The organism is Halobacillus litoralis, from assembly GCF_009856355.1.
Lineage (GTDB): Bacteria > Bacillota > Bacilli > Bacillales > Halobacillaceae > Halobacillus > Halobacillus litoralis_B.
Map to the genome: position 1 here is coordinate 90,257 of NZ_WMEW01000007.1, position 22,045 is coordinate 112,301.

26 protein-coding genes are annotated in these 22,045 nt (G+C 45.9%); 20 read left to right on the forward strand and 6 right to left on the reverse strand.

The features are described from left to right. Positions 1-57: 57 nt before the first annotated feature. Positions 58-1,758 (forward strand): dihydroxy-acid dehydratase, encoded by a 1,701-nt coding sequence (gene ilvD, locus GLV97_RS11510; protein WP_160838408.1) that lies wholly within the window; start codon positions 58-60, stop codon positions 1,756-1,758. Positions 1,759-1,878: 120 nt separating this feature from the next. After that, complete coding sequence (locus GLV97_RS11515; protein WP_160889714.1) at positions 1,879-2,451, forward strand: histidine phosphatase family protein; 573 nt, start codon at positions 1,879-1,881, stop codon at positions 2,449-2,451. A gap of 147 nt (positions 2,452-2,598) precedes the next feature. On the opposite strand, the gene GLV97_RS11520 is transcribed toward GLV97_RS11515, so the two are convergent. Then, positions 2,599-3,009 carry a VOC family protein gene (locus GLV97_RS11520; RefSeq protein ID WP_160889715.1) on the reverse strand — a complete coding sequence of 137 codons (411 nt, stop codon included), beginning with the start codon at positions 3,007-3,009 and terminating at the stop codon, positions 2,599-2,601. 337 nt (positions 3,010-3,346) lie between these two features. Between GLV97_RS11520 and GLV97_RS11525 the strand changes: the two genes are divergently transcribed. The 4 genes from GLV97_RS11525 to GLV97_RS11540 all read left to right on the forward strand — a co-directional run bounded on the left by GLV97_RS11525 (position 3,347) and on the right by GLV97_RS11540 (position 7,326). Continuing rightward, complete coding sequence (locus GLV97_RS11525) at positions 3,347-3,463, forward strand: YhfH family protein (RefSeq protein WP_160889716.1); 117 nt, start codon at positions 3,347-3,349, stop codon at positions 3,461-3,463. Positions 3,464-3,547: 84 nt separating this feature from the next. Beyond that, a complete protein-coding gene (gene aceA, locus GLV97_RS11530) occupies positions 3,548-4,834 on the forward strand; it encodes an isocitrate lyase (RefSeq protein ID WP_160889717.1) in 1,287 nt (428 codons plus the stop codon). 117 nt (positions 4,835-4,951) lie between these two features. Further along, complete coding sequence (hpaB, locus tag GLV97_RS11535; protein WP_160889718.1) at positions 4,952-6,391, forward strand: 4-hydroxyphenylacetate 3-monooxygenase, oxygenase component; 1,440 nt, start codon at positions 4,952-4,954, stop codon at positions 6,389-6,391. 737 nt (positions 6,392-7,128) lie between these two features. Further along, complete coding sequence (locus GLV97_RS11540) at positions 7,129-7,326, forward strand: YozQ family protein (protein ID WP_160838422.1); 198 nt, start codon at positions 7,129-7,131, stop codon at positions 7,324-7,326. 375 nt (positions 7,327-7,701) lie between these two features. Here the strand turns inward: GLV97_RS11540 and GLV97_RS11545 are convergent, their stop codons facing one another. Next, positions 7,702-8,079, reverse strand: a complete 378-nt coding sequence (locus tag GLV97_RS11545; RefSeq protein WP_160889719.1) for a hypothetical protein — start codon at positions 8,077-8,079, stop codon at positions 7,702-7,704. A 143-nt stretch (positions 8,080-8,222) separates the two neighbouring features. Between GLV97_RS11545 and GLV97_RS11550 the strand changes: the two genes are divergently transcribed. After that, positions 8,223-8,816 (forward strand): serine/threonine protein kinase, encoded by a 594-nt coding sequence (locus tag GLV97_RS11550; RefSeq protein ID WP_160838426.1) that lies wholly within the window; start codon positions 8,223-8,225, stop codon positions 8,814-8,816. A 72-nt stretch (positions 8,817-8,888) separates the two neighbouring features. Continuing rightward, positions 8,889-9,128, forward strand: a complete 240-nt coding sequence (locus tag GLV97_RS11555) for a hypothetical protein (protein WP_160838428.1) — start codon at positions 8,889-8,891, stop codon at positions 9,126-9,128. Between the two features lie 35 nt (positions 9,129-9,163). Here the strand turns inward: GLV97_RS11555 and GLV97_RS11560 are convergent, their stop codons facing one another. Then, positions 9,164-9,922 (reverse strand): TrmB family transcriptional regulator, encoded by a 759-nt coding sequence (locus tag GLV97_RS11560; protein WP_160889720.1) that lies wholly within the window; start codon positions 9,920-9,922, stop codon positions 9,164-9,166. Positions 9,923-10,054: 132 nt separating this feature from the next. Here GLV97_RS11560 and GLV97_RS11565 point away from each other — a divergent pair, with 132 nt between their 5' ends. After that, positions 10,055-11,218: an MFS transporter gene (locus tag GLV97_RS11565; RefSeq protein ID WP_160842168.1), complete on the forward strand. Its 1,164-nt coding sequence runs from the start codon at positions 10,055-10,057 to the stop codon at positions 11,216-11,218. 53 nt (positions 11,219-11,271) lie between these two features. On the opposite strand, the gene wrbA is transcribed toward GLV97_RS11565, so the two are convergent. Then, positions 11,272-11,883: an NAD(P)H:quinone oxidoreductase gene (wrbA, locus tag GLV97_RS11570; RefSeq protein ID WP_160838433.1), complete on the reverse strand. Its 612-nt coding sequence runs from the start codon at positions 11,881-11,883 to the stop codon at positions 11,272-11,274. Positions 11,884-12,185: 302 nt separating this feature from the next. Between wrbA and GLV97_RS11575 the strand changes: the two genes are divergently transcribed. From GLV97_RS11575 to GLV97_RS11610, 9 genes are all read left to right on the forward strand, one after another. Beyond that, a complete protein-coding gene (locus GLV97_RS11575; protein WP_027956393.1) occupies positions 12,186-12,368 on the forward strand; it encodes a YfhD family protein in 183 nt (60 codons plus the stop codon). Positions 12,369-12,527: 159 nt separating this feature from the next. After that, complete coding sequence (locus tag GLV97_RS11580; RefSeq protein ID WP_160838435.1) at positions 12,528-13,418, forward strand: glycine betaine ABC transporter substrate-binding protein; 891 nt, start codon at positions 12,528-12,530, stop codon at positions 13,416-13,418. Positions 13,419-13,853: 435 nt separating this feature from the next. Next, positions 13,854-13,985, forward strand: a complete 132-nt coding sequence (locus GLV97_RS20155) for a hypothetical protein (protein WP_272917345.1) — start codon at positions 13,854-13,856, stop codon at positions 13,983-13,985. Between the two features lie 102 nt (positions 13,986-14,087). Further along, on the forward strand, positions 14,088-14,894 hold the full coding sequence (locus GLV97_RS11585; protein WP_160838437.1) for a VLRF1 family aeRF1-type release factor: 807 nt from the start codon (positions 14,088-14,090) through the stop codon (positions 14,892-14,894). A 186-nt stretch (positions 14,895-15,080) separates the two neighbouring features. Beyond that, complete coding sequence (locus tag GLV97_RS11590) at positions 15,081-15,386, forward strand: antibiotic biosynthesis monooxygenase family protein (RefSeq protein ID WP_160838439.1); 306 nt, start codon at positions 15,081-15,083, stop codon at positions 15,384-15,386. Next, positions 15,383-15,751, forward strand: a complete 369-nt coding sequence (locus tag GLV97_RS11595) for a hypothetical protein (RefSeq protein WP_160838441.1) — start codon at positions 15,383-15,385, stop codon at positions 15,749-15,751. The genes GLV97_RS11590 and GLV97_RS11595 overlap by 4 nt, the downstream gene beginning before the upstream one ends. Further along, on the forward strand, positions 15,748-16,410 hold the full coding sequence (locus GLV97_RS11600) for a cobalamin B12-binding domain-containing protein (RefSeq protein WP_337194100.1): 663 nt from the start codon (positions 15,748-15,750) through the stop codon (positions 16,408-16,410). The genes GLV97_RS11595 and GLV97_RS11600 overlap by 4 nt, the downstream gene beginning before the upstream one ends. Further along, the gene (locus GLV97_RS11605; RefSeq protein WP_160838443.1) at positions 16,397-17,179 is read left to right on the forward strand and encodes an STAS domain-containing protein; all 783 of its coding nucleotides are present in this window, start codon (positions 16,397-16,399) and stop codon (positions 17,177-17,179) included. Before GLV97_RS11600 ends, GLV97_RS11605 begins: the two co-directional genes overlap by 14 nt. A gap of 71 nt (positions 17,180-17,250) precedes the next feature. Then, positions 17,251-17,457 carry a copper ion binding protein gene (locus GLV97_RS11610; protein WP_160889721.1) on the forward strand — a complete coding sequence of 69 codons (207 nt, stop codon included), beginning with the start codon at positions 17,251-17,253 and terminating at the stop codon, positions 17,455-17,457. Between the two features lie 208 nt (positions 17,458-17,665). On the opposite strand, the gene GLV97_RS11615 is transcribed toward GLV97_RS11610, so the two are convergent. After that, entirely contained in the window at positions 17,666-18,001 is a 336-nt protein-coding gene (locus GLV97_RS11615) for a spore coat protein (protein WP_160838447.1), read from the reverse strand. An 11-nt stretch (positions 18,002-18,012) separates the two neighbouring features. Beyond that, a complete protein-coding gene (locus GLV97_RS11620) occupies positions 18,013-18,276 on the reverse strand; it encodes a hypothetical protein (protein WP_160838449.1) in 264 nt (87 codons plus the stop codon). A gap of 197 nt (positions 18,277-18,473) precedes the next feature. Between GLV97_RS11620 and GLV97_RS11625 the strand changes: the two genes are divergently transcribed. Together GLV97_RS11625 and GLV97_RS11630 are read left to right on the forward strand one after the other, a co-directional pair. Then, complete coding sequence (locus tag GLV97_RS11625; RefSeq protein WP_160889722.1) at positions 18,474-19,391, forward strand: proline dehydrogenase family protein; 918 nt, start codon at positions 18,474-18,476, stop codon at positions 19,389-19,391. 222 nt (positions 19,392-19,613) lie between these two features. Beyond that, positions 19,614-22,016, forward strand: a complete 2,403-nt coding sequence (locus GLV97_RS11630) for a 3-hydroxyacyl-CoA dehydrogenase/enoyl-CoA hydratase family protein (RefSeq protein ID WP_160838453.1) — start codon at positions 19,614-19,616, stop codon at positions 22,014-22,016. Positions 22,017-22,045 lie beyond the last annotated feature (29 nt).

Consider the following 22,045-nt stretch of genomic DNA (forward strand, 5'->3'; position numbering starts at 1 on the left):
TCATGATAAGTTGTTCCCAACGACAGAATAGATAAAAAGCAATGAGAGGTGTAAGGGATGGACAAGACTAAAAAAGATTTGAGAATCAGAAGTAAAGTCATCAGTGAGGGTGTCAACCGTGTCCCGAACCGTTCCATGTTGAGAGCTGTTGGATTTAAGGATGAAGATTTCAAAAAACCTATGATCGGAATTGCCAGCACGTGGAGTGAAGTAACCCCGTGTAACGTACATATTGATAAACTGGCTGAGCAGGCAAAAGGTGGAGCATCGGATAATGGCGGGGCTCCGATGATTTTTAATACCATTACAGTGGCCGACGGGATTGCAATGGGCCACGAAGGAATGTTTTATTCCCTTCCCAGCCGGGAAGTCATTGCGGATTCCATTGAAACAGTCACGAATGCCGAACGTCTTGATGGGATTGTAGCTATTGGAGGCTGTGATAAGACAACTCCAGGCTGTCTCATATCGCTTGGCCGTTTAAACGTTCCATCGGTCTATGTCTACGGAGGTACCATCCAGCCGGGTAAACTCGATGGGGAAGATATTGATATTGTTTCCTCTTTCGAAGCCGTTGGTCAGTATCACGAAGGCAGTATAGATGAAGAACAGCTGCACAGAGTCGAATGCCATGCATGTCCTGGTGCCGGAGCCTGCGGAGGAATGTACACGGCTAACACGATGGCTTCTGCCGTAGAGGCTCTTGGAATGAGTATCCCTGGGTCTTCCTCTACCCCTGCCGTTAATGACTATAAGGAAAACGAATGTCGACAGGCTGGAGAGCTCGTCGTTGATCTGCTTGAAAAGGAAATCTATCCACGGGATATCATGACAAAAGAAGCGTTCGAAAATGCCATCACGGTTGTCATGGCCCTTGGCGGATCGACCAACGCGTTTCTGCACCTGCTGGCTATGGCTCATTCCGCAGGAGTCGATCTGGAACTGGATGACTTTGAGCGCATCCGTCAGGAAGTCCCTCACATTGCCGACATGAAGCCGAGCGGGAAATATGTGATGCAGGACCTGTATGAAAGCGGCGGCGTGCCTGCGGTCATGAAGCTGCTTTTGGAAGAAGGGCTGCTTCACGGAGACTGTTTGACGGTTACCGGAAAAACAGTCGCTGAAAATCTGGCAGAGGTCCCATCGTTGAAAGACGGCCAGAAAGTTATTGTTCCGTTTGATCAGCCGATCAAGCCGAAAGGTCCTCTAGTTGTGCTGAAAGGGAATCTGGCACCAGAAGGCGCTGTAGCCAAAATGTCCGGTCAGAAAATCAGCCGCTTCGAAGGACCTGCTAAAGTGTATAACAGTGAAGAAGAAGCAACGAATGCTATTGTCGGTGATGACGTACAGGAAGGCGATGTCGTTGTCATCCGGAATGTAGGTCCAAAAGGCGGACCTGGAATGCCGGAGATGCTTTCCATTACCGCTATGATCGTAGGAAAAGGTCTTGGAGGGAAAGTGGCTCTGATTACCGACGGCCGTTTCTCCGGGGGATCCCACGGATTCGTCATCGGTCACGTCGCCCCTGAAGCCTATGTAGGCGGACCGATCGGCCTTCTGGAAACCGGTGATACCATTACCATTGACAGTGAAACGCAGCAGATCAATTTTGATGTTAGTGATGAAGAGTACGAACGACGCAGACAGGCATGGAAAAAACCTGAGCCGAAACACAAAACAGGGGTCCTGGCCAAGTATGCCCGTCTTGTATCTTCTTCTGCCAAAGGAGCCGTTACTGACCTCGATTTAAATGAATAGAAAGTCCTGTCCCACTCTCCCGATGAGAGTGGGATTCTTTTATGCCTTGTCAGGCAAAGAAAAGGTTGGGCAGGTATTTCCAGCAAAGTATCGAAATACAGAGAGGAAGGAGAGTGAAAGATGAAAATTGGATTGGTAAGACACGGCAGTACATCATGGAATAAAGAGAAACGGGCTCAGGGAGGCTCGGATATCCCTTTGGATGATGAAGGCACTGAACAGGCAGTCAGACTTTCCACGCGGCTGAAAAAAGAATCGTGGGATGCTTTGTACAGCAGTCCGTTAAAAAGAGCCGTCCAGACAGCAGAGGTGGCTGCCAGGGAGTTAAGCATAGGCATTCAACTGGATGACCGTCTTCAGGAAGTCGGGGGAGGTCAAATAGAAGGAACGACAGAAGCGCAGCGGATTGAAAAATGGGGGGAGAACTGGCGGGACCTCGACCTGGGGAGAGAGCCGCTGGAAGATGTTCTCAAGCGCTGCCGATCTTTTATAGAGGACTTGGTGGAGAAACACCCGGGGCAGCATGTTTTAGTAATAAGTCACGGCGGCATCATCAGTCAAATTCTCCAGATGCTGGACTCAGCGCATGTAAAGGAAGAAACGATGAAAAACACATCGGTTTCAGAAGTCGTGTTCCGTGATAACGAATGGTCTTGTGAACCCTTCAACTGCACACGGCATCTGGATATATAAAAAGACGTAGTTGTCATGAAAGCTCTTCGCCATTCGTAACATCTGGGGGGACGGGAGAAGTGGATTTGTTTTGTTCAGAACAAGAATATCCTTTTTCCAGAACATCCAAAAGGGACGGACGGGTAATTTCCCGTCCGTCCCTTTTGTTTATTCTTTCGTATAGTTCAAGTCCCAGGTGATGCCGTAGGGGTCTTTCACTTTAGCGAATGTGGCTCCCCAGAAGGTATCCTGCAGTTCCATGATAACCGTCCCTTTTTCCTGCAGGCGTTTGTAAATCGTTTCGATTTCTTCCGGACTGTCCATTTCCAAAGCCATGGAAATGTTGCTTCCAATTTGAACAGGCTGATCTAAGAAAGAGTCAGAGACCATGAAAAAGAGCGGGCCTTTTTTGAACCGGGCATGCATGAGCCGGTCATCCATTTCAGATGGCGTTTCGAAGTCTGCCTCACCGAACGTCTGCCTGTTTGTAATCTCACCTTCAAATATTTCCTTGTAATAGTTTAGTGCTTCTTCTGCCTGACCATTAAAAGTGAAATACGGGACAGCCTGATCTTTCATAGTGAACACTCCTTTTTTATTGGGGTTGTATGAACAGTATAGCTGTTTCTGTACAGCTGAACAAGAACGTTTGTTCCTGTTCGGGCTGTAATCGTACAAATTTTTCATTCAAGATTATGAACCGCTTACAATAAAGTATAGCACGACCGCAGTCTCATACGTAAAGCGTATAAGTATTCTCATAGATACATGTTGGTGTTTCAGCGCTGATCTACATAGGCTGATACACAATTATAAAAAATTTTCAAAAAACGGTTGCAATTTCCTGCTCTCCGAAGTAAACTGTACCATAACAGATAAACAAAATAACTTCTGTTATAACAAAGGAGGAAAATGAATGAATTATCCGAAAGCTGTTTCCATGCCGTGTCCGCAATGTGGTTCTGAGGTTGAAAATCATCATTATACCTATATGTTGGAATGTGACCACTGCCTGTCTAAAAAAGAGGAATAATTCTGCCGTAACTGTTATATATCAGTTTATTATTAAATTATTTATTATGTAACAGAAAGAAAGTCAATGAAAGGGGATGCAGAGATGAACGAACGTGTTGAAGCATTGAAGGAGACCTGGAAAGAAGATGAGCGGTGGAAAGGGATTGAAAGGCCTTATGAACCTGAAGAAGTCATTCGGTTGAGAGGTTCCATTGATATTACACATACGCTGGCAGAGAATGGAGCCCGCAAGCTATGGAATCTTCTTCATAAGGAAGAGTATGTGCATGCGCTGGGAGCTTTAACGGGCAATCAGGCGATGCAGCAGGTGAAAGCCGGATTGAAGGCGATATACTTAAGTGGATGGCAGGTCGCAGCCGATGCGAACCTCTCGGGCCAGATGTATCCTGATCAGAGCCTGTACCCTGCCAACAGCGTCCCCCAGGTGGTTAAGCGGATCAATCAGGCCCTTCAGAGAGCGGATCAGATTCATTATATGGAAGGCAGGGAGGAAATCGATTGGTTTGCGCCGATTGTCGCGGACGCAGAAGCCGGTTTTGGAGGACAGTTAAATGTATTTGAGTTAATGAAGGGAATGATCGAGGCAGGGGCTGCCGGTGTACACTTTGAGGATCAGCTCTCTTCAGAGAAAAAATGCGGGCATCTTGGAGGCAAGGTGCTGCTGCCGACGCAGACCGCTGTCCGCAACTTGATTTCCGCCCGGTTTGCCGCTGATGTCATGGGGGTACCTACCTTGATCATTGCGCGGACGGACGCCAACGCTGCTGACCTCATCACCAGTGATATTGATGATCAGGATGCTCCATTTCTAACAGGGGAGCGGACGGCAGAAGGCTTTTATAAAACGAGTGCTGGGATTGATCAGGCGATTGCCAGAGGGATTGCCTATGCCCCATATGCAGATCTGGTATGGTGTGAAACTTCTGAGCCGGACTTGGACGAAGCCCGCCGTTTTGCTGAAGCGGTTCATGAAAAATTCCCTGGGAAATGGCTGGCCTACAATTGTTCTCCTTCATTTAACTGGAAGAAGAAGCTGAGTGATGAAACCATTGCCTCTTTCCAGAGAGAACTGGCGGTTATGGGATACAAATTCCAGTTTGTCACACTTGCTGGATTCCATGCCTTGAACCACAGCATGTTCGAATTGGCCCGCCAATATAAAGACCACGGCATGGCTGCCTATTCACAATTACAGCAGGCAGAGTTTGCAAGTGAAGCACATGGGTACTCAGCCACACGTCACCAGAGGGAAGTCGGGACAGGATATTTTGATGAAGTGGCTCAAGTGATTACGGGAGGCACGTCATCCACAACCGCGTTAAAAGGGTCCACCGAGACGGAACAGTTTTCCGGGACCATCCATTCTTAATGAATCGCCCGCCAATTATTTGGCGGGTTTTTGTGTGGGACGACGTACAAAATACGCTTCGTGTAATAGGGTATGTTATCAAGCCTTTTCAGTGCTCTAAGAAACGGGAGTGATGACATGCCGGTGATTACTGGAAAAGAATACATCCAACGCATCAATGCCAGGCAGTCCGACGTATGGCTGCGCGGAAAACGGGTGGAGGGAAACATCTCGGATCATGAAGCCTTTGAAGGGGTAATGAAAAGTCAGGCCGCTCTTTATGATTTACAAAACTCTCCATCCTTGGAAGGGCAGATGGTGTATAAATCTGAAACGACGGGAAACAAAATCGGTCTTTCCTACCTCATTCCGAAAACACGGGCGGAGCTGGAGAAACGAAGAACAATGATTCAGCATTGGGCGCGTTATTCCGGAGGTGTGATGGGGAGGAGTCCGGATTATATGAATACCGTCCTCGCTTCTTTTGCCGCATCCGTAGATGTGCTTGATAATGAGCCCGGCTGTTTTCCGGACCGGCTGTTGTCTTTTTATGAGTACGCCCGGGAGAATGACCTTTCCTTTACCCATACCTTCGTCAATCCCCAGTCCAACCGCTCCAGTCTTGCCTTTTTGGAAAAAGACGTCACGAATGCAGCTATAATCGATCATACGGAGGAAGGAATCGTCATTGACGGGGCTAAGCTTCTTGCGACACAGGGAGGGATTACCGATGAGCTCCTGGTCTTTTCAGCGCCAGGCGCCCAGGACAGTTCACAGGCGTATGGTTTTTCCATTCCAAGTAATACACAAGGCGTGTCTTTTGTCTGCCGGGAGTCCTTCGCTAAAAGCGGCTCACATTTCGATTACCCCCTTTCCTCCCGCTTTGAAGAAATGGACACGGTTGTTTTATTTAATCAAGTTCTCGTGCCGTGGGACCGTGTCTTTCTTTATGAAAACCTCCGTGCTGCGACCAACCTTTATGTCCATGGCAAGTTTGTTCCCTTTACCCTTCATCAAATTGCTTCCAGGCAGATTGTGAAGACGGAGTTCATTCTCGGTCTTGCTCAATCCATCGTAGAGATGATTAATATCAGCGATTATCAGCATGTGCAGAGTAAAGTGGTGGAAATCATGAAAGGGCTGGAGACGATGAAGGCCCTGATGGTAAAGGCTGAATTTGAAGGTGAAGTGGATGGAACGGGGGTGTTCGTTCCGAATCAAGTGCCTCTTTATGTAGCGGTCAATCAATTTCAAGAGCTGTATCCTCGCTTTACAGAAATCATTCAGCTCCTGGGTGCGAGTGGGATGATGACCATCCCTTCTGACGCCGATTTTCAGGGTGAGCGGGGCGGAGATCTGGATCATTATCTCAGGGGCGCCGAAAAAGAAGGAAAGGAGCGGGTCGCATTGTTCCGCCTGGCCTGGGATATGACGATGAGCAGCTTCGGAGCTCGACAGACGTTATATGAACGGTTCTTTTTCGGGGATCCTGTCCGTCTTTCCCAGACCATTTACCGGCTGTACGATGATACGGAAATGGTAAGCTGGATCGATCAGTATATAAAAAAAGCTGACTAGTAAAGTCAGCTTTTCAGCTTGTAGAGAAATTCCTGTTTCTTTCTTACCACCAGGAGCGTAAGCCCCTTCCCTTTCCGCGGACGAGCGCCCGGGCTTTCTCGCAAAACCCACGCTCGGCGATCCCGGCCCACTCGTTCTTCCGCAGGAGTGGAAGGGGCACCGCTCCTTGGACGTTCTTTAAAATCGACAAAGACTCTTCTTCATCCCGCTCACCCTTGCTGGGTGGAGGGCAGTCTTTTTCATATTCCGGCAGGCAGCCGTCATCAGCGCAGCCTATGTTGTGCTTTTGAATGTGCGAACCTGCTTAGTGCACAAGCTTTCTCCTATATATTCCAATGTCGGCACGAGGAACGTTCGGCGGTGATGCCCGCGGCTTCATCCACCAACAAGCGGAATGTGACCTTTCACACGATAAATGGACAGCTCCAACTGATTAACACAGGCTTTTTCTATAGCCAAAAAAGCTGACTAGTAAAGTCAGCTTTTATCGTTTTGCATTGCTTTTTTTGGCTTTCTGTTCGAGTTGGGAATCCGGCTGCTGATCAGCCGCATCTTCGGTTAATCCCTGTGGATTGACCGAGGCTTTTCCTCTTCCTTTAAATGCATTTTTTTTTTGCTCATACCCTCCACCTCCTTATAGTAGGTTGTGACAGGTGGGGAGATTTCATCCTGAAAGGTTCTGGATGGAATGTTCCGTTATGGATACGAGCATTCTAAAAGAGAAGGAGGGATGATAAATGAAGGAGAAGCGTAAACAAGCACCATCTTATGCGGAGGAGTTTTCTGCTGATGGACTTGCCGTAACGAGAGAGCAGGTGTCGGATACCCTGACGGAGGGTACCTATGATGCAAAGATCGATCAACAGAAGGATGAGGGCAGGATGATCACGAGTGATGGGATTGAGATCAAAAAGCCCGGGAAAAAGCAGCGGTAGTGTAACGAAATGAACAAAGAAAAAGGAAGCGTTCGTACGCTTCCTTTTTCAGCTTGTAGAGAAAATCCTGTTTCTTTACAAGCTTTTTTCTTTCTTTCCGCCAGGAGCGTAAGCCCCTTCCCTTTCCGCGGACGAGCGCCCGAGCTTCCTCGCAAAACCCACGCTCGGCGATCTCGGCCCACTCGTTCTTCCGCAGGAGTGGAAGGGGCGGCGCTCCTTGGGGATTTTTTAAAATCAAAAAAGATTGCCCTTCACCCAGCTGACCCTTGGTGGATGGAGAGCAATCTTTTTCATATTCCGGCATTCATCCACCAACAAGCGGAATGTGACCGTATACAAGACAAATGGAACGCTAACTGGTTAAAACAAGCTTTTTTATGCTTTCATAAATTCTGGGTGCAGTTGTTTGAATCGGTCGAGAGCATGCTTGCTCTCATGGAAAGAGACTTCGTCTTTACTGACCAGACTTTGATCTATTTTAAATTCATAATAATTGATGGCAAGATCCAGGTCCATCTCTGTGAAAAGCAGACCTTGATCGTAACAATCATCCATAGAAGGGATGGACATGGAAAAAGGAGCGTCATCATTGATCTGCACTTCAACAAACCAGCCCATCTGATCTACATAAAGCGGAAGACCGGTCACGTGTAACACATCGCCTTCGGTTAAGGTCTTTACGTCAGCTTGAGAACCTTCAGTGGTTTCTGTACGATATTCAAAAGGTTTTACGACATATAAATATTGTTCCATGATCATGCTCCTTTCATATGAGTAAACCAAGTATAGTTGATAATGATTATCACAGTCAAATTATAAGAGTTATTTTTACTTTAATTTTTAAAAAATTTGATATAATTATAAAAACAAAGGTTTTCGCAAAGGAGAATCTTCCTATGGATGTCCAAACCCTAGTGAAGGAAGTTGTGTTCCATGACTCACAAATTATTCACATCCCTTCGTCCTTCGAGCTGATCGGGAAAGGGAGAAGCGCTTCTGTTTTTCGTCTGCGGGAAACGGATCTTGCTGTTAAGGTGTTTTACCCAGGCTGTGAAAAATTGGCTGAAATAGAAGCGGGAGTGTATGAAAAGCTGGATAACCATGATTTCTTCCCGGCCTTTTACGGGAAGGGGGATCACTTCATCGTTATGGAGTATGTGGAAGGGATAACGTTTTATGAATGTCTGGTGACCGGTGTCCCGATAACGGAGGACATGATCGAGCGGGTGGATGCGGCTCTGGATTTTGCCTGTCATCTCGGACTAAACCCTTCCGATACGCATTTGAAAAATATGATGCTGACACACGATGGCCAGGTCAAAGTCATAGATGTGGTGCGGTTTACCCAGGACTTTGAATGTCCGCAGTGGAACGATTTGAAAAAGGTCTACCGCGTCCTGTACCGGCGGAAATTTGTGCCGAAAAAATATCCGGTTTTCTTCATTGAGTTCATTATCCGGCTGTATCGAAGGAAGCTGCTGCCGATTTAGGCCGATGAAAGGGTTTTGTCTATCCATGAACTGGGAAACGCTCTATAAATCCCAGGAAAGGTGGAATAAAAAGTGGCAGAATATCGATTAAGTGATGTAGAAGTAGGAAAAAACTATAAAGCGAAAGAACTGGACAGCTTTGTTTCGACAACGGACGTCGTCGTCTTATCCAACAACGAGTCCCAGCTCTTTACGGAACCTGAAAGGGAATATAAGGTAGTGGATACATTCGAAGGTTTCTTTGAGCATTCTTCCGATGATGGTGAGAAATATTTCCGTAATAAAAAAACATACATTGTAGAAAAAGTATAAGCAGAAGGACTGTCGATCATCCGACAGTCCTTTTTTTAATAGCGGAGTTTCATTAATATGGAGGTGATAGCATCATCCTGCTGTAATGTTTCATGATGCTTCTTCGTAATCTCCAAAAGCGCTACATCGTGATAGAAAAATTCCGTGAAAAACTTTACGAGAGGCTTGGAAAACGTGTGCACGCCTTGGAATTGATCCGCCTCCATCCCCGCAAACAGGACCTCCTTTCCGTCAATGATCAATAGTTTATGACGCTCCAGCCCTCCGTGTTTCTCGTCCGGGACAAGGATATGAGGAGTCAGTTCTCCGGTATGAATACTGCCGACAGATAACAATTCCACATGGATGCCTTCCGCCTGTTTTCTTTCAAGAAGGTCCACGAATGGGGCCAGTTCATCGTTCCACCCCGTCAACAAAATCTCCCTGGCAGACTTCTCGATCAAGTTTTCCATAAGGACGTGAATGCTGTGGTTGTTTTTCAATGTCCATACCCGTTCATCGGCATCAGGAATTTCTGATTTGTGGTTACGCAGCTGCTCAATATGATCTTCAAATTCAGCTGTAAGCTTTTTTATCGTCATTTCTATGGGAAGCGCTGTATATAACTTCTTCTTCTCATGAAAGGACGTTAAGATCAATCCTTTTTCCACAAGACGCTGGAGGACTTCATAAACCTTGGACTTCGGTACATGTGAAAACTTAACGACTGTAGCAGCATCCAAGGCGTGATCGCTCGCGGACATGACTTCATAAACTTGACTTTCATACTGGGTAAAACCGAAATTTTGTAACATGGGCTTCCTCTTTTCTTTTTGTTGTCCTCAGGATACACGATGTTTACTTCCCACGTAAATATTGCCTCTTGTTTTTCTTTCTTTATGTAGTTACCATTATGGTGGTAACCAAAAGAAAAGAGGGTTCGTATAATGAATAAAAAAGTATACCTGTTGGCGCTCGTCGCTTTTGTCGTCGGTACGGTTGAATTAATTATTGGCGGAATTCTGGACCTGGTGGCTGAAGATCTGAATGTCTCCCTTGGCAGGGCGGGTCTCCTTATTTCAGTATTTTCCTTAGTATTCGCTATAGCGTCTCCCGTTCTTCTGACGGCAACCGCACGTGTGGAACGAAAAAAATTGATGATTACGACTTTAGTCATTTTCTTCGTGGGCAACCTGCTTGCGTTCTGGAGTCCTACGTACGCTGTTATCATGACTGCGAGGGTTCTGACTGCTGCTGCAGGATCACTGCTTGTGGTACTCGCTGTAACGATGGCCTCCTCTGTAGTGGAAAAGGAGTATAGAGGGAGAGCGATCGGTACTATTTTCATGGGTGTCTCGGGCTCGCTGGTGCTTGGTGTTCCCATCGGACTTACGATAGGGAATGCGTTTGGGTGGCGTGCTCCGTTCCTGCTCATCAGCATCCTGACACTTCTATCCATGGGCGCTGTCATGCTTTTACTGGAGAGGGTGGCCCCTAAGCCGGTCTTATCAGTGAAAAAGCAGCTTCAAACGTTGAAAAATAAAAAAATATGGAGTGCCCAGCTGACTTCTTTTCTGTTTTTGACTGGTCACTTGACCCTTTACGCTTATTTAACCCCCTATTTGAAAACGGTGATGGGAATGAACGGCACGTGGGTCAGTGTGATTTACTTCGTATTTGGAACGGCGGCGGTCATCGGTGGAGGAATTGGAGGTGTCCTGTCTGATAAATTCGGTTCAGAGAGGAGCATTCTCGGAATTATCCTTGTCTTTGCAGCTGCTATTTTTACAATCCCTTTTACGACGTCAGTACTTCCGGTATTCCTTGTCGTCCTCGTCGTGTGGAGTGCACTCAGCTGGGCGGTTACTCCTGCACAGCAGAATTATCTGATTTCCTCCGCCCCGGAGTCTGCAGACATTCAGCAGAGTTTAAATAATTCCGCGCTGCATTTTGGAATCGCATTTGGATCATTGATTGGCGGATTTGTGATCGAACAGGCGTCGGTTTCCCTAAACCCGACCATCGGAGGCTTCTTTATCCTGGCCGCCCTTGTAACAGCTGCATTTTCGATTACGCGTAAAACCGAACAGAAGAAGGAAAAAGCAGCCTGACATAAAAACAGGACGTCTGAATCCAGACGTCCTGTTTTTATATACGTGCCTTTTTACTGCTGTCCTTTTTTCATCGTTTGAGCGATTTGAACCGTCCGGGCGGCCTGGTGCTTGGCGGCAGCTTCTACATCTTCGACCATATTCCCTTCCTGATCGACGGAAACACTTGTGCCATAAGGGTTTCCACCGGCGCCGAAGATCACAGGGTCCGTGTATCCCGGAGCTGCGATGATTGCTCCCCAGTGCATCATGGATGTATAGAGGGAAAGAAGGGTCGCTTCCTGGCCGCCATGAGGATTCTGGGCGGAAGTCATACCGCTGACGACTTTATTAATGGTCTTTCCGTTCGCCCAGAGGCCTCCCTGCATATCGAGGAACTGCTTCATCTGGGAAGGAAGGTTCCCGAACCGTGTCGGCATACTAAAGATGACGGCATCCGCCCATTCAATGTCCTCAGACGAAGCAGTTGGTACATCCTTGATTTTTTCCACCGTTGCTTTCCATCCTTCATTCGCTTCAATCACGGATTGAGGAGCGAGTTCATCCACCTTCAGCAGTCTTACTTCAGCGCCCGCCTCTTCTGCTCCTTTGGCTGCCCATTGAGCCATTGTATAGTTTGTTCCACCCATCGTATAAAAAATAACAGCTGCTTTTACGTTAGCCATATGCTCCATCTCCTTTGGTTGTTTATTGAATAACTTTTCCATAAATCCCATGTCCTGTTCACCTTCCTGTGTTTATCTTTAAAACACTTTTACCTACATTCTCGAATTCGAGATATTAGGATAAAAAATAAAGAGTTAATTATCTTGAATTCGAGATTAATTATATAACGACCTTCTTCCCTTGTCAATATCAAGAGGAAACCAAACTGGAAAATGGGAAAGAAATTGGCTGTATGCCTGAAGTATAGCTGCCCGTAAGCGGCACATAATAAGATTGTTCCACATGTGAGGAGGCGGTTGAGATGGGCAGAGATGAACATCACAAAGGAAAAGGGAAGCAGAAACGAAAGCTTCCACAGACTCCTAAAAGTCAAAAACATGCGAACATCGATGTTGAGTTTTCTGAAGAACTGGCAGACAGAGAAGATAAGATCGCTCAAGAACGAGCGAAAGCGGCCGATCGCAGAGCTCACAAACGAATGTAATCAATCAGCAGTCTTCGGGGGAATCCCTGAAGGCTGCTTTTTGTTTATATTTTTTATACAGAATAAATTGTTTGAACTTAATTATGTTTATGGTATAATTCGAAATTGTGATTGAAATTTATAGAGAACGGATGAAAGTATTAGAGGAGGCGTTCGTGTATGAGACAGTGGAAAAAATGGCTGCCTGCATTTATGATGGCCGGTTTGATTATATTAACGGCCTGTGGGGAGTCCTCAGAGGAAGGCAGTGGAGACCAGCAAAGTGCTGAAGAATCAGATACGATACATATCGGGATGAATAACTGGGCAGAGAATGTGGCTGTATCCAACATGTGGAAACTCATTCTGGAGGATCAAGGGTATACAGTGGAACTGGAACAGGTTGAAAAAGGCTTTCTATATGAGGCACTTGCCAGTGGTGACCTTGATATCGGAACCGAAATCTGGCTCCCGAATACAGATCAGCCGTTTTATGAGAAATATAAGGATGAAATCGATTGGCGGGAAACATGGTATGAAGGAACGGAACTTGGGCTGGCTGTTCCGACTTATATGGAAGACATCAATACGATAGAGGATTTGAAGGATGCTGAACAGTTTTCCGATAACCAGATTGTAGGGATTTCTGCCGGAGCAAGCATTATGAATTTGACGGAAGAAGCCATTGGAGAATATGACCTGGATTATTCTCTGCTTTCTTCCGGAGAACCGACAATGATTACAGAATTGAAAAATGCCATCGCTGATGAAGAGCCGATTGCAGTGACATTATGGAAACCGCACTGGGTCTTCGCTGAGATGGATGTAAAGCTTCTCGAGGACACGAAAAACGTCTACGGAGATTCGGAAAACATTTCTTATGCAGCAAGACTTGGTCTTAAAGAGGACCATCCAGAAGTGGTGAAGTGGTGGGACAGTTTTGAACTGGACGACAATCAGCTTGGAAGTCTGATGGCTTCCATAAATGAAGCAGATTCTGAGGAAGAAGGAGCCCGTCAATGGCTGGATGAGCACCAGGATCTGGTCGATGAATGGACAACGGAATCATAGAAGAAAGGGTCTGCCCCTAAAGGCTGTCGATCGTGATATCGGCAGCCTTTTGTTATGAAAATGGCTCTGTTAAAGTCTGTTGTTGATATTTTAAACGATTACTAAATCGTCTCCGTCTGGAATTAAGGGGCCGGTCCGTTGTTTACTCAGAGCATGGGATGGCAGGGAAAACCGTCCGCTTTCCGCGGGAAGGAGCTGCCTGAGGAGGCTCACGGTACCCCACGGAAAGGGAGTCATTCCCAAGGCCGCCTCATACAAATCCCATGACAGAAAGGGGTGATAGGAGCTCACATGTTAAATAACAACACCCAGTAATAACAGAGCCATGAAAATAAAGAATATACAGGATCACAGTATGAAGGGTGGGTCAATGATTGTTAAAAAATTCAATATATTCTGATGTAATATGACAAGATATGGTTGGGGGGATTAGTAATGAAAGAAATTGAAGCCGTCCAAAAGGCCCGTTCCTTTTTAGATCGCCGAATATCAGGAAATGATCAAACGATTGAGTTATTATTTACTACTGTCATGGCTGGCGGGAAAAAGCGCAGATACTCTCGCTGAATTGAAGAAGCAGCTTGCAGAAAGAAAAGAAGTTTAAGCGCTCACCTTTCAGGAAACATAGACAATATAGAAAGTTGAACTATTGAAAGGAGTCGCTGAATTATGGATTTAAACAAAGAACTAGAGAAATTAGAACATATTCACTTAGAAAAGCCTCAGAAAGTATTTACAATGTACCTGAATACAGATCCATCCGATCCGGACCAGCAAGGCGGCGAATGGAAAATTCATTTGAAGAACGGATTGAACAACTTTGAATCCTATCTGCAGGAAGACGGGGATTCAGACGAAAAAAGAAACTACTGGGCTGTAAAAGAAAAAGTTGAAAACTTTATAGAAGAGAACGAGCAGCATTTTGCTAAAAGTGTTGTCCTGTTCGCTACAGGCGATGAAACCGTCTGGTTTGCTGAAAGATTCCAGATGCCTGTCAAAACAGAATTTTACTGGGAAGAGACTCCGGTATTGGATCAGCTGAAGGAAATGCAGCAGCAGTTCCCTAAAACCGGTGTCATTTTGACTCAGAAGAACCAGATCAAGCTGCTTGATGCAGAACTGGGCAGATTGAAGGATACACAATTATTCGAACTGGATCTGAATACAGAAGACTGGCGCATGCACCAGGGGCCTCACAGAGCCCAGCCATCTATGGGTTCAGGTGGAGCGAAGAATTCGAAGCAGGATCAGTTTGAAGAACGCTTTGAAGCCAACCGCTACCGCTGGTATAAGAGTGTAGCTCCTAAAATTGACCGCGCGGCTAAGCAGTATGGCTGGGAGCGCTTCTATCTTGTTGGTGATAAAGAAGAATTGAAAGATCTTCAAGATCATATGAACAAGGAAGCCGACGACATGATTAATAAAAACCTTCTGGACCATGAAGAAATGCATGTGTTGGATGAGGTAGTGCAATAATTATTTGATAAAAGCACCGGGTGAACCGGTGCTTTTTCGTGTGTGCTCATTTCTTATTCACTCTTCGTATGGGGATCGGCTTCCGTACCAGCAGGTCCCGCCCGTTTAATCTTTCCATTATACAGATTTTCAAGGACTATGGTAAAATAGTATACAGCGAAAATAAATGAGATTGGGGAAATGAACATGTTTGTTGTAGACTCCACCGTAGTGGTGCCGGAGCATAAAGCTGATGATCTCATTCAAATTTATCAAAATCGCTCTCGCCTCGTAGATGAAGCAGAGGGATTTTTATCTTTTCAGCTTCTCCAGAATGATCGGAAACCAGGAGAGTTGACGGTGCACCTGGAGTGGGAATCTAAACAAGCTTATTTGAATTGGGCACGAAGTGAGCAGTTTAAAAAAATTCATGAGCTTGAAAAACATTACCCTGACGAAGATTTGCAGGGAATTGTGCCAAAAGTGAAGAAGTATGAGGTGGTGGCGACATGAATAAAAGCGAACAGTCCCACCTTGTACAAGCTGTAACCGAAGAAATTTATGAAGCTTATCCCTATCTTTGGGAAAAATTCGGCCAAAACGGAAGAGACCGGACAGAAGAGGATAATCATCACCACCTGGACCATCTGGCCGCAGCTTATGAGATGAGAAGCGTGGATTTTTTTATGGACTATACCGAATGGCTGAACAATGTATTGACGTCCAGAAACGTCCCGACCTTATTGATTATCGACAATTTTCAACGGCTTGCCCGACTGCTGAATGAACAGTCTCTTGTCGATGAGGACGAGAAACGAATGTTCATCATTTATTTAGAGCAGGGTCTCAACCGTCTTCATACTCTGAACGAGAGGTGACTATTTTGGATCTGCATCATGAACAACTCGCTCAAGTTTTTTTGAGCGGAGATGAGGAGAAAGCGCTGGATTACACCTACCGTCTCCTGGAGAACTATCCGAGGGCTCACGTATTTGAAAAGGTGATTACACCAGCCATGTACCATGTGGGGAAGCTGTGGGAGAATAATGCCATATCTGTTGCGGATGAACATCTGGCTACAGCTGTATGTGATTTTGTTCTTTCAAAAATAGAATCTGACCATCAGACACCTCGGAAGAAGCAGCATTATAAAGTGCTTCTTTTCGGTGTGGAAGAGGAGCAGCACTATATCGGGCTGAAAATGGTTGCGGATACGTTCAAAGAACATGGATGGAGAGTACGTTATTTAGGGCCGGATCTTCCAATTGAACACTCCCTGTTACAAATTAAAAAATTCCGGCCGGATGTGATTGGGATTTCCGCAGCTTTATCCTACCGTATTCCTATTATAAAAAAATCCATTGAAGCGTTTGCGCAGCTGGAATGGAAACCAACCATTATGATCGGCGGCCGCCTCGCCTATAAATTTGATTTGTCTGAATTTGAATCCAGTCAGGTTATGGTGATCAAAAATATCGGTCATCTGACTCATTGGTTCAAAGAAGGAAGGGAAGAATCCATCAATGAAACGAGTTGACCATTCTTTTCCTCTGCCTGTCTTCACAATCAACAAAAATTTCATCATACAATCTTATTCCAAAGAAGCGGAAGACCACTTTGTCATAACAGAGAACTTCATGGACCTATTTGATGAGGGCAGCCTTTCCAAGCTGAAAAAGTGGATCAATCCTGAAGTGAAGAAGGTTACATTGGAAGTCCAGCTGAAACCTTACGGGAACGCCAGTAACCCTGTCACCTGTGATCTGCACGTCAAATGGAATAATGATCTGCATGCAGAAGTTCTGCTTATTTTGAAGGATGACCAGATGGAGCGCGTAACGACAATGATGAACCAGCTGCGCGCCCGTCTTAATGATACCAACTTTCAACTTTTGGAAGAGAAAGAGAAACTGGAGGAAGCACTTGAACTGAACAACCGCCTCTCGGCTCCTTTTATCACTCTTACACCGGACACAGCGCTGATCCCCTTGTTTGGTGATCTATCCCTGGACAAGATGGATGTTATCGAAGAACCGCTTCTTCACCGCGTGAATCAAGGCGGTATGGAGCGGGTACTGCTCGATTTCACCGGTGTTGGAGATATTCCGAAAGACGGGGCTCAGGCATTAAAAAGCCTGACTGCTTCTTTATTTTATATGGGAGCCGCCGTGGTCATTACAGGTGTAAGGCCTGAGCAGGTGCCAAAACTTCAGCAGATCCGTTTTCCTGTTGACGTATCGTATCTGCATTCCCTTCAGCAGGCGGTTAGCAGGTACTGCCTGCATTATGATCCGTCATCCAGTTAATTTCCGGTTTATGACCCTTTTCCAATGTGGAATAGATAAAGTAACCCAGAAAATAGAAAGGATGATTTGTGATGGAAATGACACTTGAAGTGAACGGCATGACGTGCGAGCACTGCCAGAAAACCGTTAAAAATACAGTAGAGAACCTTGAAGGTGTGCACGGAGCAGAGGTTCATCTCGACAGTGGTAAAGTCAATGTAGTCTACGATGAAGCCTATGTCGGCAAAAACTTAATCAAAGAATCCATTCATGCCCAGGGGTATGAGGTAGTTGGATAATCATTGAAGGCCCGGAATGTCCGGGCCTTTTTTGCTGATGGGCAGCTGTTTTCCGGCCTTTTCTTCATAGAAAACGACCAAGTCAGCTGAGAGCCCGTCTGCGGGAAGTATTCACCGGCAGGCTGTATCCACACTACACACAGGAAGCATCGCTTATACACAAATTCTTTTTCATCCATAAGAAAAGCCCGGTCATCCCGGGCTTTTCTTATTGTACGGTGTAGGGAAGCTGGGATTGATAGCCGGAAAATTTCTGGTAGGCTTGGTCCAGCTTTTGGTTCTCTTCCTGCTCAAGCGCATACCACCCATGTTTGAACATGAGGTTGTAAAGGTTTCTCTGGCAGTCCTGCGTCTCTTTGAAGATGGTTGCTAAATCCTGATAGATCGCCTGGTTACTCGCCTCATTCAATGCAGTACTGTACGACGATGTCATATACTTTTCCGTAGCGAGCAGATCGTTTACGAAATCCCGTTCGTTCATCTGCGGCGTCTGAGGTACAGTTGTTTCAGGATTTTGGATTTTCTGCGGTTGATTTGAGTTCATAGCGCCCCTCCTTAATTCGGTTTGTTGGATTGTGTATTCAGATGCTCCAAAATTTTATTATAGTGCCGCTGATGCATTTGTCCGGCTTCGTCCAGTGCTGCCTGAAGTTCAGGGGTTTGACAATTTTGAGCATAAAAATGAGCTTTTTTACATGCTGTCAAATTCCAGGAAAGCATATCTGCAAGGTACAATTGATCTTTAATGGTCACAATATCAGGGGCTTGAGCCATAGGCTGTGCCCCCTGCATGGACCCTGGTGCCTGGTTCTGCTGCATGGAATTCCCTCCTTTATCGTGTCCCTGTTAGTATGGCTGTTTCAGGATGATCTATAAATGGAAGACAGGTTTTATTTGTCGAATATAGGATGAAAACATTCACCCTTTTTTAAGAAAAATGATAAAATAGAATCACGAACATTTACATTTCTGAAAATTATAAAGATTGGAACCACCACCAGTCAGGGGGCTTGAAGATGGAAAAGGTTATGCGCAATTTCTTTCTTTTTTTATCGAAAAACCGCTTTTTTACCAAGCTTGCAAAAAAATATGGACTCCGCTTTGGTGCGGGTAAATTTGTAGCGGGTGTTTCTGTGCCTGATGCCGTCCAAACGATCCGGACGTTGAATGAACAGGGACTGGCCGTCACGATTGATCACCTTGGAGAGTTCATTGACAGTGAAGCAGAAGCAAGGGACGCAGCAGATGGATGTATCGCCGCAATTGAAGCCATAGCCGAATATCATCTGGACTCTCAATTATCCTTGAAGCTGACTTCCATGGGCCTGGATATTTCTGAATCGCTTGTGATGGAGAACATGCGCAGGATTCTTGATGCAGCGGAAAAAAATGATGTGTTCGTAACCATTGATATGGAAGATTACGAACGCTGCGGGATGACCCTGGACATTTTCAAGCAGTTGAAGGAGGAATATGATCATATCGGGACTGTTCTCCAATCCTATTTATATCGTACAGCCGAAGATATAGAAGAGCTGGATCATTACTCCCCGAACCTGAGACTGGTCAAAGGGGCTTATAAGGAATCCGCCAAAGTGGCTTTTCCGGATAAAAAGGATGTCGATGACAATCTAAAGAAGATCATCCGGATCCACTTGATGAATGGGAATTATACAGCTGTAGCTACGCATGATGATGAAATGATTGAGTATACAAAGAAATTAGTGGAGAAAGAGGGCATATCAAAGGATCAATTCGAATTTCAAATGCTTTACGGCATTCGAGTGGAACGTCAGAAGGAACTGGTGGATGAAGGATATAAAATGCGCGTGTATGTGCCTTATGGGAATGACTGGTACGGGTATTTTATGCGCCGCCTTGCTGAACGCCCGGCAAACGTCGCTTTTGTCTTGAGAGGAGTATTCGGCAGATAAGGAGGTCCGTTCTGCACGGATTCTCCTTTTGAAGTCAAAACACGGAGGAAGATCATACACTAATGTACAGAAACGTCCTGGAAGATTTTTCGATATTTATGGAGAAAAGGATTGCGAAATGTCTGAAAATATTTTATATTAGACGTAGATACCGGCTCAGCACTATATTTTTTTGACTGTAAAATGAATGAGTGTTCATTCAAAGAGATAGGGGGAGAAATGATGAATCAAAAAATTAAACGGGCTGCAGTTTTAGGCTCAGGGGTGATGGGCGCCGGCATTGCTGCCCATCTGGCCAACACGGGAATCCCTGTACTGATGATGGACATTGCACCCCGGGAATTATCCGAACAGGAAAAAAGTAAAGGGTTAACGATCGAACATCCAGCGGTACGAAACCGGATAGCGGTTGAAAATAAAAAAGCTCTTTTAAAGCAGAAGCCGTCCCCGCTGACAAGTAAAAAGAACCTTGATTTAATCGAGACGGGCAACTTTACCGATGATATGAGCCGGCTGGGAGAAATTGACTGGATTATCGAAGTCGTCGTTGAAAACCTGGATATCAAAAAGAAAGTGCTGGCTCAGGTGGATCAATACCGTAAACCCGGTTCGATTGTAAGTTCCAATACGTCCGGCATTTCCATAGAAGCGATGTCTGCAGACTGCAGCGATGATTTCAAAAAGCATTTTCTTGGAACGCATTTCTTCAACCCGCCGCGTTACTTGAAGCTTCTGGAAGTTATCCCGACGGCTTCGACAGATCCAGAAGTACTCTCGTTTATGAAAACATTCGGAGAGGATGTCCTTGGTAAAGGTGTCGTGGAAGCCAAGGATACACCGAACTTCATTGCCAACCGTATCGGCACATACGGACTTCTCATCACGGTGCAGAAAATGCTTGAAAAAGGATACTCCGTCGGTGAGGTGGATTCTGTAACCGGCCCTTTGATCGGCCGTCCGAAAAGCGCCACCTTCCGTACGCTTGATGTTGTAGGCCTGGATACCTTTATCCATGTCGCCAACAATGTCTATGAACAGGTGGAAGGAGACGAAAAGAAAGCTTTTGAAGTTCCAGGCTTTATGACAGCGATGCTTGAAAAAGGCTGGCTTGGATCCAAAAGCGGCCAGGGATTCTTCTTGAAAAATAAAACCGCGGAAGGAAGCGAAATCCTTCAATTGAATCCGGAAACCCTTGATTATGAACCGCGTGGAAAATTAAAAACAAAAGCTACAGAAGCGGCAAAACAGGAAAAAGGGCTGCACCGCAAGCTGAAAACCCTCGTCAATGCTGAAGGTGACCGTGCCGGCGACTTGATCTGGTCCATCATTAAACCGGTGCTGTTGTACTCAGGAGAGCTGGCGGGGGAAATAGCTGATGATATTTCTGCTGTTGACGATGCGATGAAATGGGGCTTCGGATGGGATGCAGGTCCATTTGAAATCTGGGACGCCGTCGGGGTTTCGGCTTCCGTCGAACGAATGAAAGCCGAAGGGGAAACCATTCCCGCATGGGTGGAACAAATGGTCGCGGAAGACATCCCGTCCTTTTATAAACAAGAAAATGGAAACGTTTACTATTACCACAATGGGGAGTACACGGAAAAGTCTTTTAATAAAAAACAGATCAACCTGAAGCGTCTAAAAGAGAAAAAAGACGTGATTAAGAAAAACGCAGGTGCGAGTCTTATTGATTTGGGAGATGGAGTCGCTGGTCTTGAATTCCACTCCCGAAGCAATGCCATCGGTCTGGATATTGTCCAGATGATGAACTTTGCTGTCGATTATGTTGATGAAAACAACTGGAAGGGCCTCGTGGTCGGAAACCAGGCGAAAAACTTCTGTGTGGGTGCCAATCTAGGCATGATGCTGATGGAAGCGCAGGATTACAACTTTTTTGAAATAGAAATGGTCGTAAAGAACTTCCAGGACAGCATGATGAAACTGAAGTATTCTGATAAGCCGGTCGTTGCAGCTCCGTTTGGAATGACACTGGGCGGCGGCGCAGAGGTCTGCCTTCCATCTGCAGCGGTTCAAGCCTCTCCAGAGACATACATGGGCCTTGTGGAAGCCGGAGTCGGTCTGATCCCCGGCGGTGGTGGAAACAAGGAGCTTTACATCAAGCACCTCAGAAATATTCCTGAAGGTGTAGAGGTTGACCTCCAAAAGGTGGCCGTCAGTGTGTTTGAAAAGATCGCAATGGCAAAAGTATCTACATCCGGTGAAGAAGCCTTGGAGAATGGTTTTCTGGATCAACAGGATGCTGTAAGCACAAACGGCGATCATCTGCTCTATGATGCCAAACAGAAAGTCCTCGGTCTGGCCGGTTCGGGATATCAAGCACCTAAACGAACGAAGGTTCCTGTCACAGGAGAGCAGGGATTAGCCACTATGCTCCTAGGTGCCAAGTCGCTTGTTTTGAGCGGGTACGCAAGTGAGCATGATATGAAAATTGCCGAAAAGCTGGCTTTTGTACTGGCCGGCGGACGTCTGAAGCAGGGAACACTCGTCGATGAGCAGTACCTGCTGGACTTGGAGAGGGAGGCATTCCTCAGCCTGATCGGTGAGCCTAAGTCACAGGCGCGTATGCAGCACATGCTTATGAAAGGAAAACCGCTCCGTAACTAAAAGGAGAGGACATAGAGGAGGGGACATAC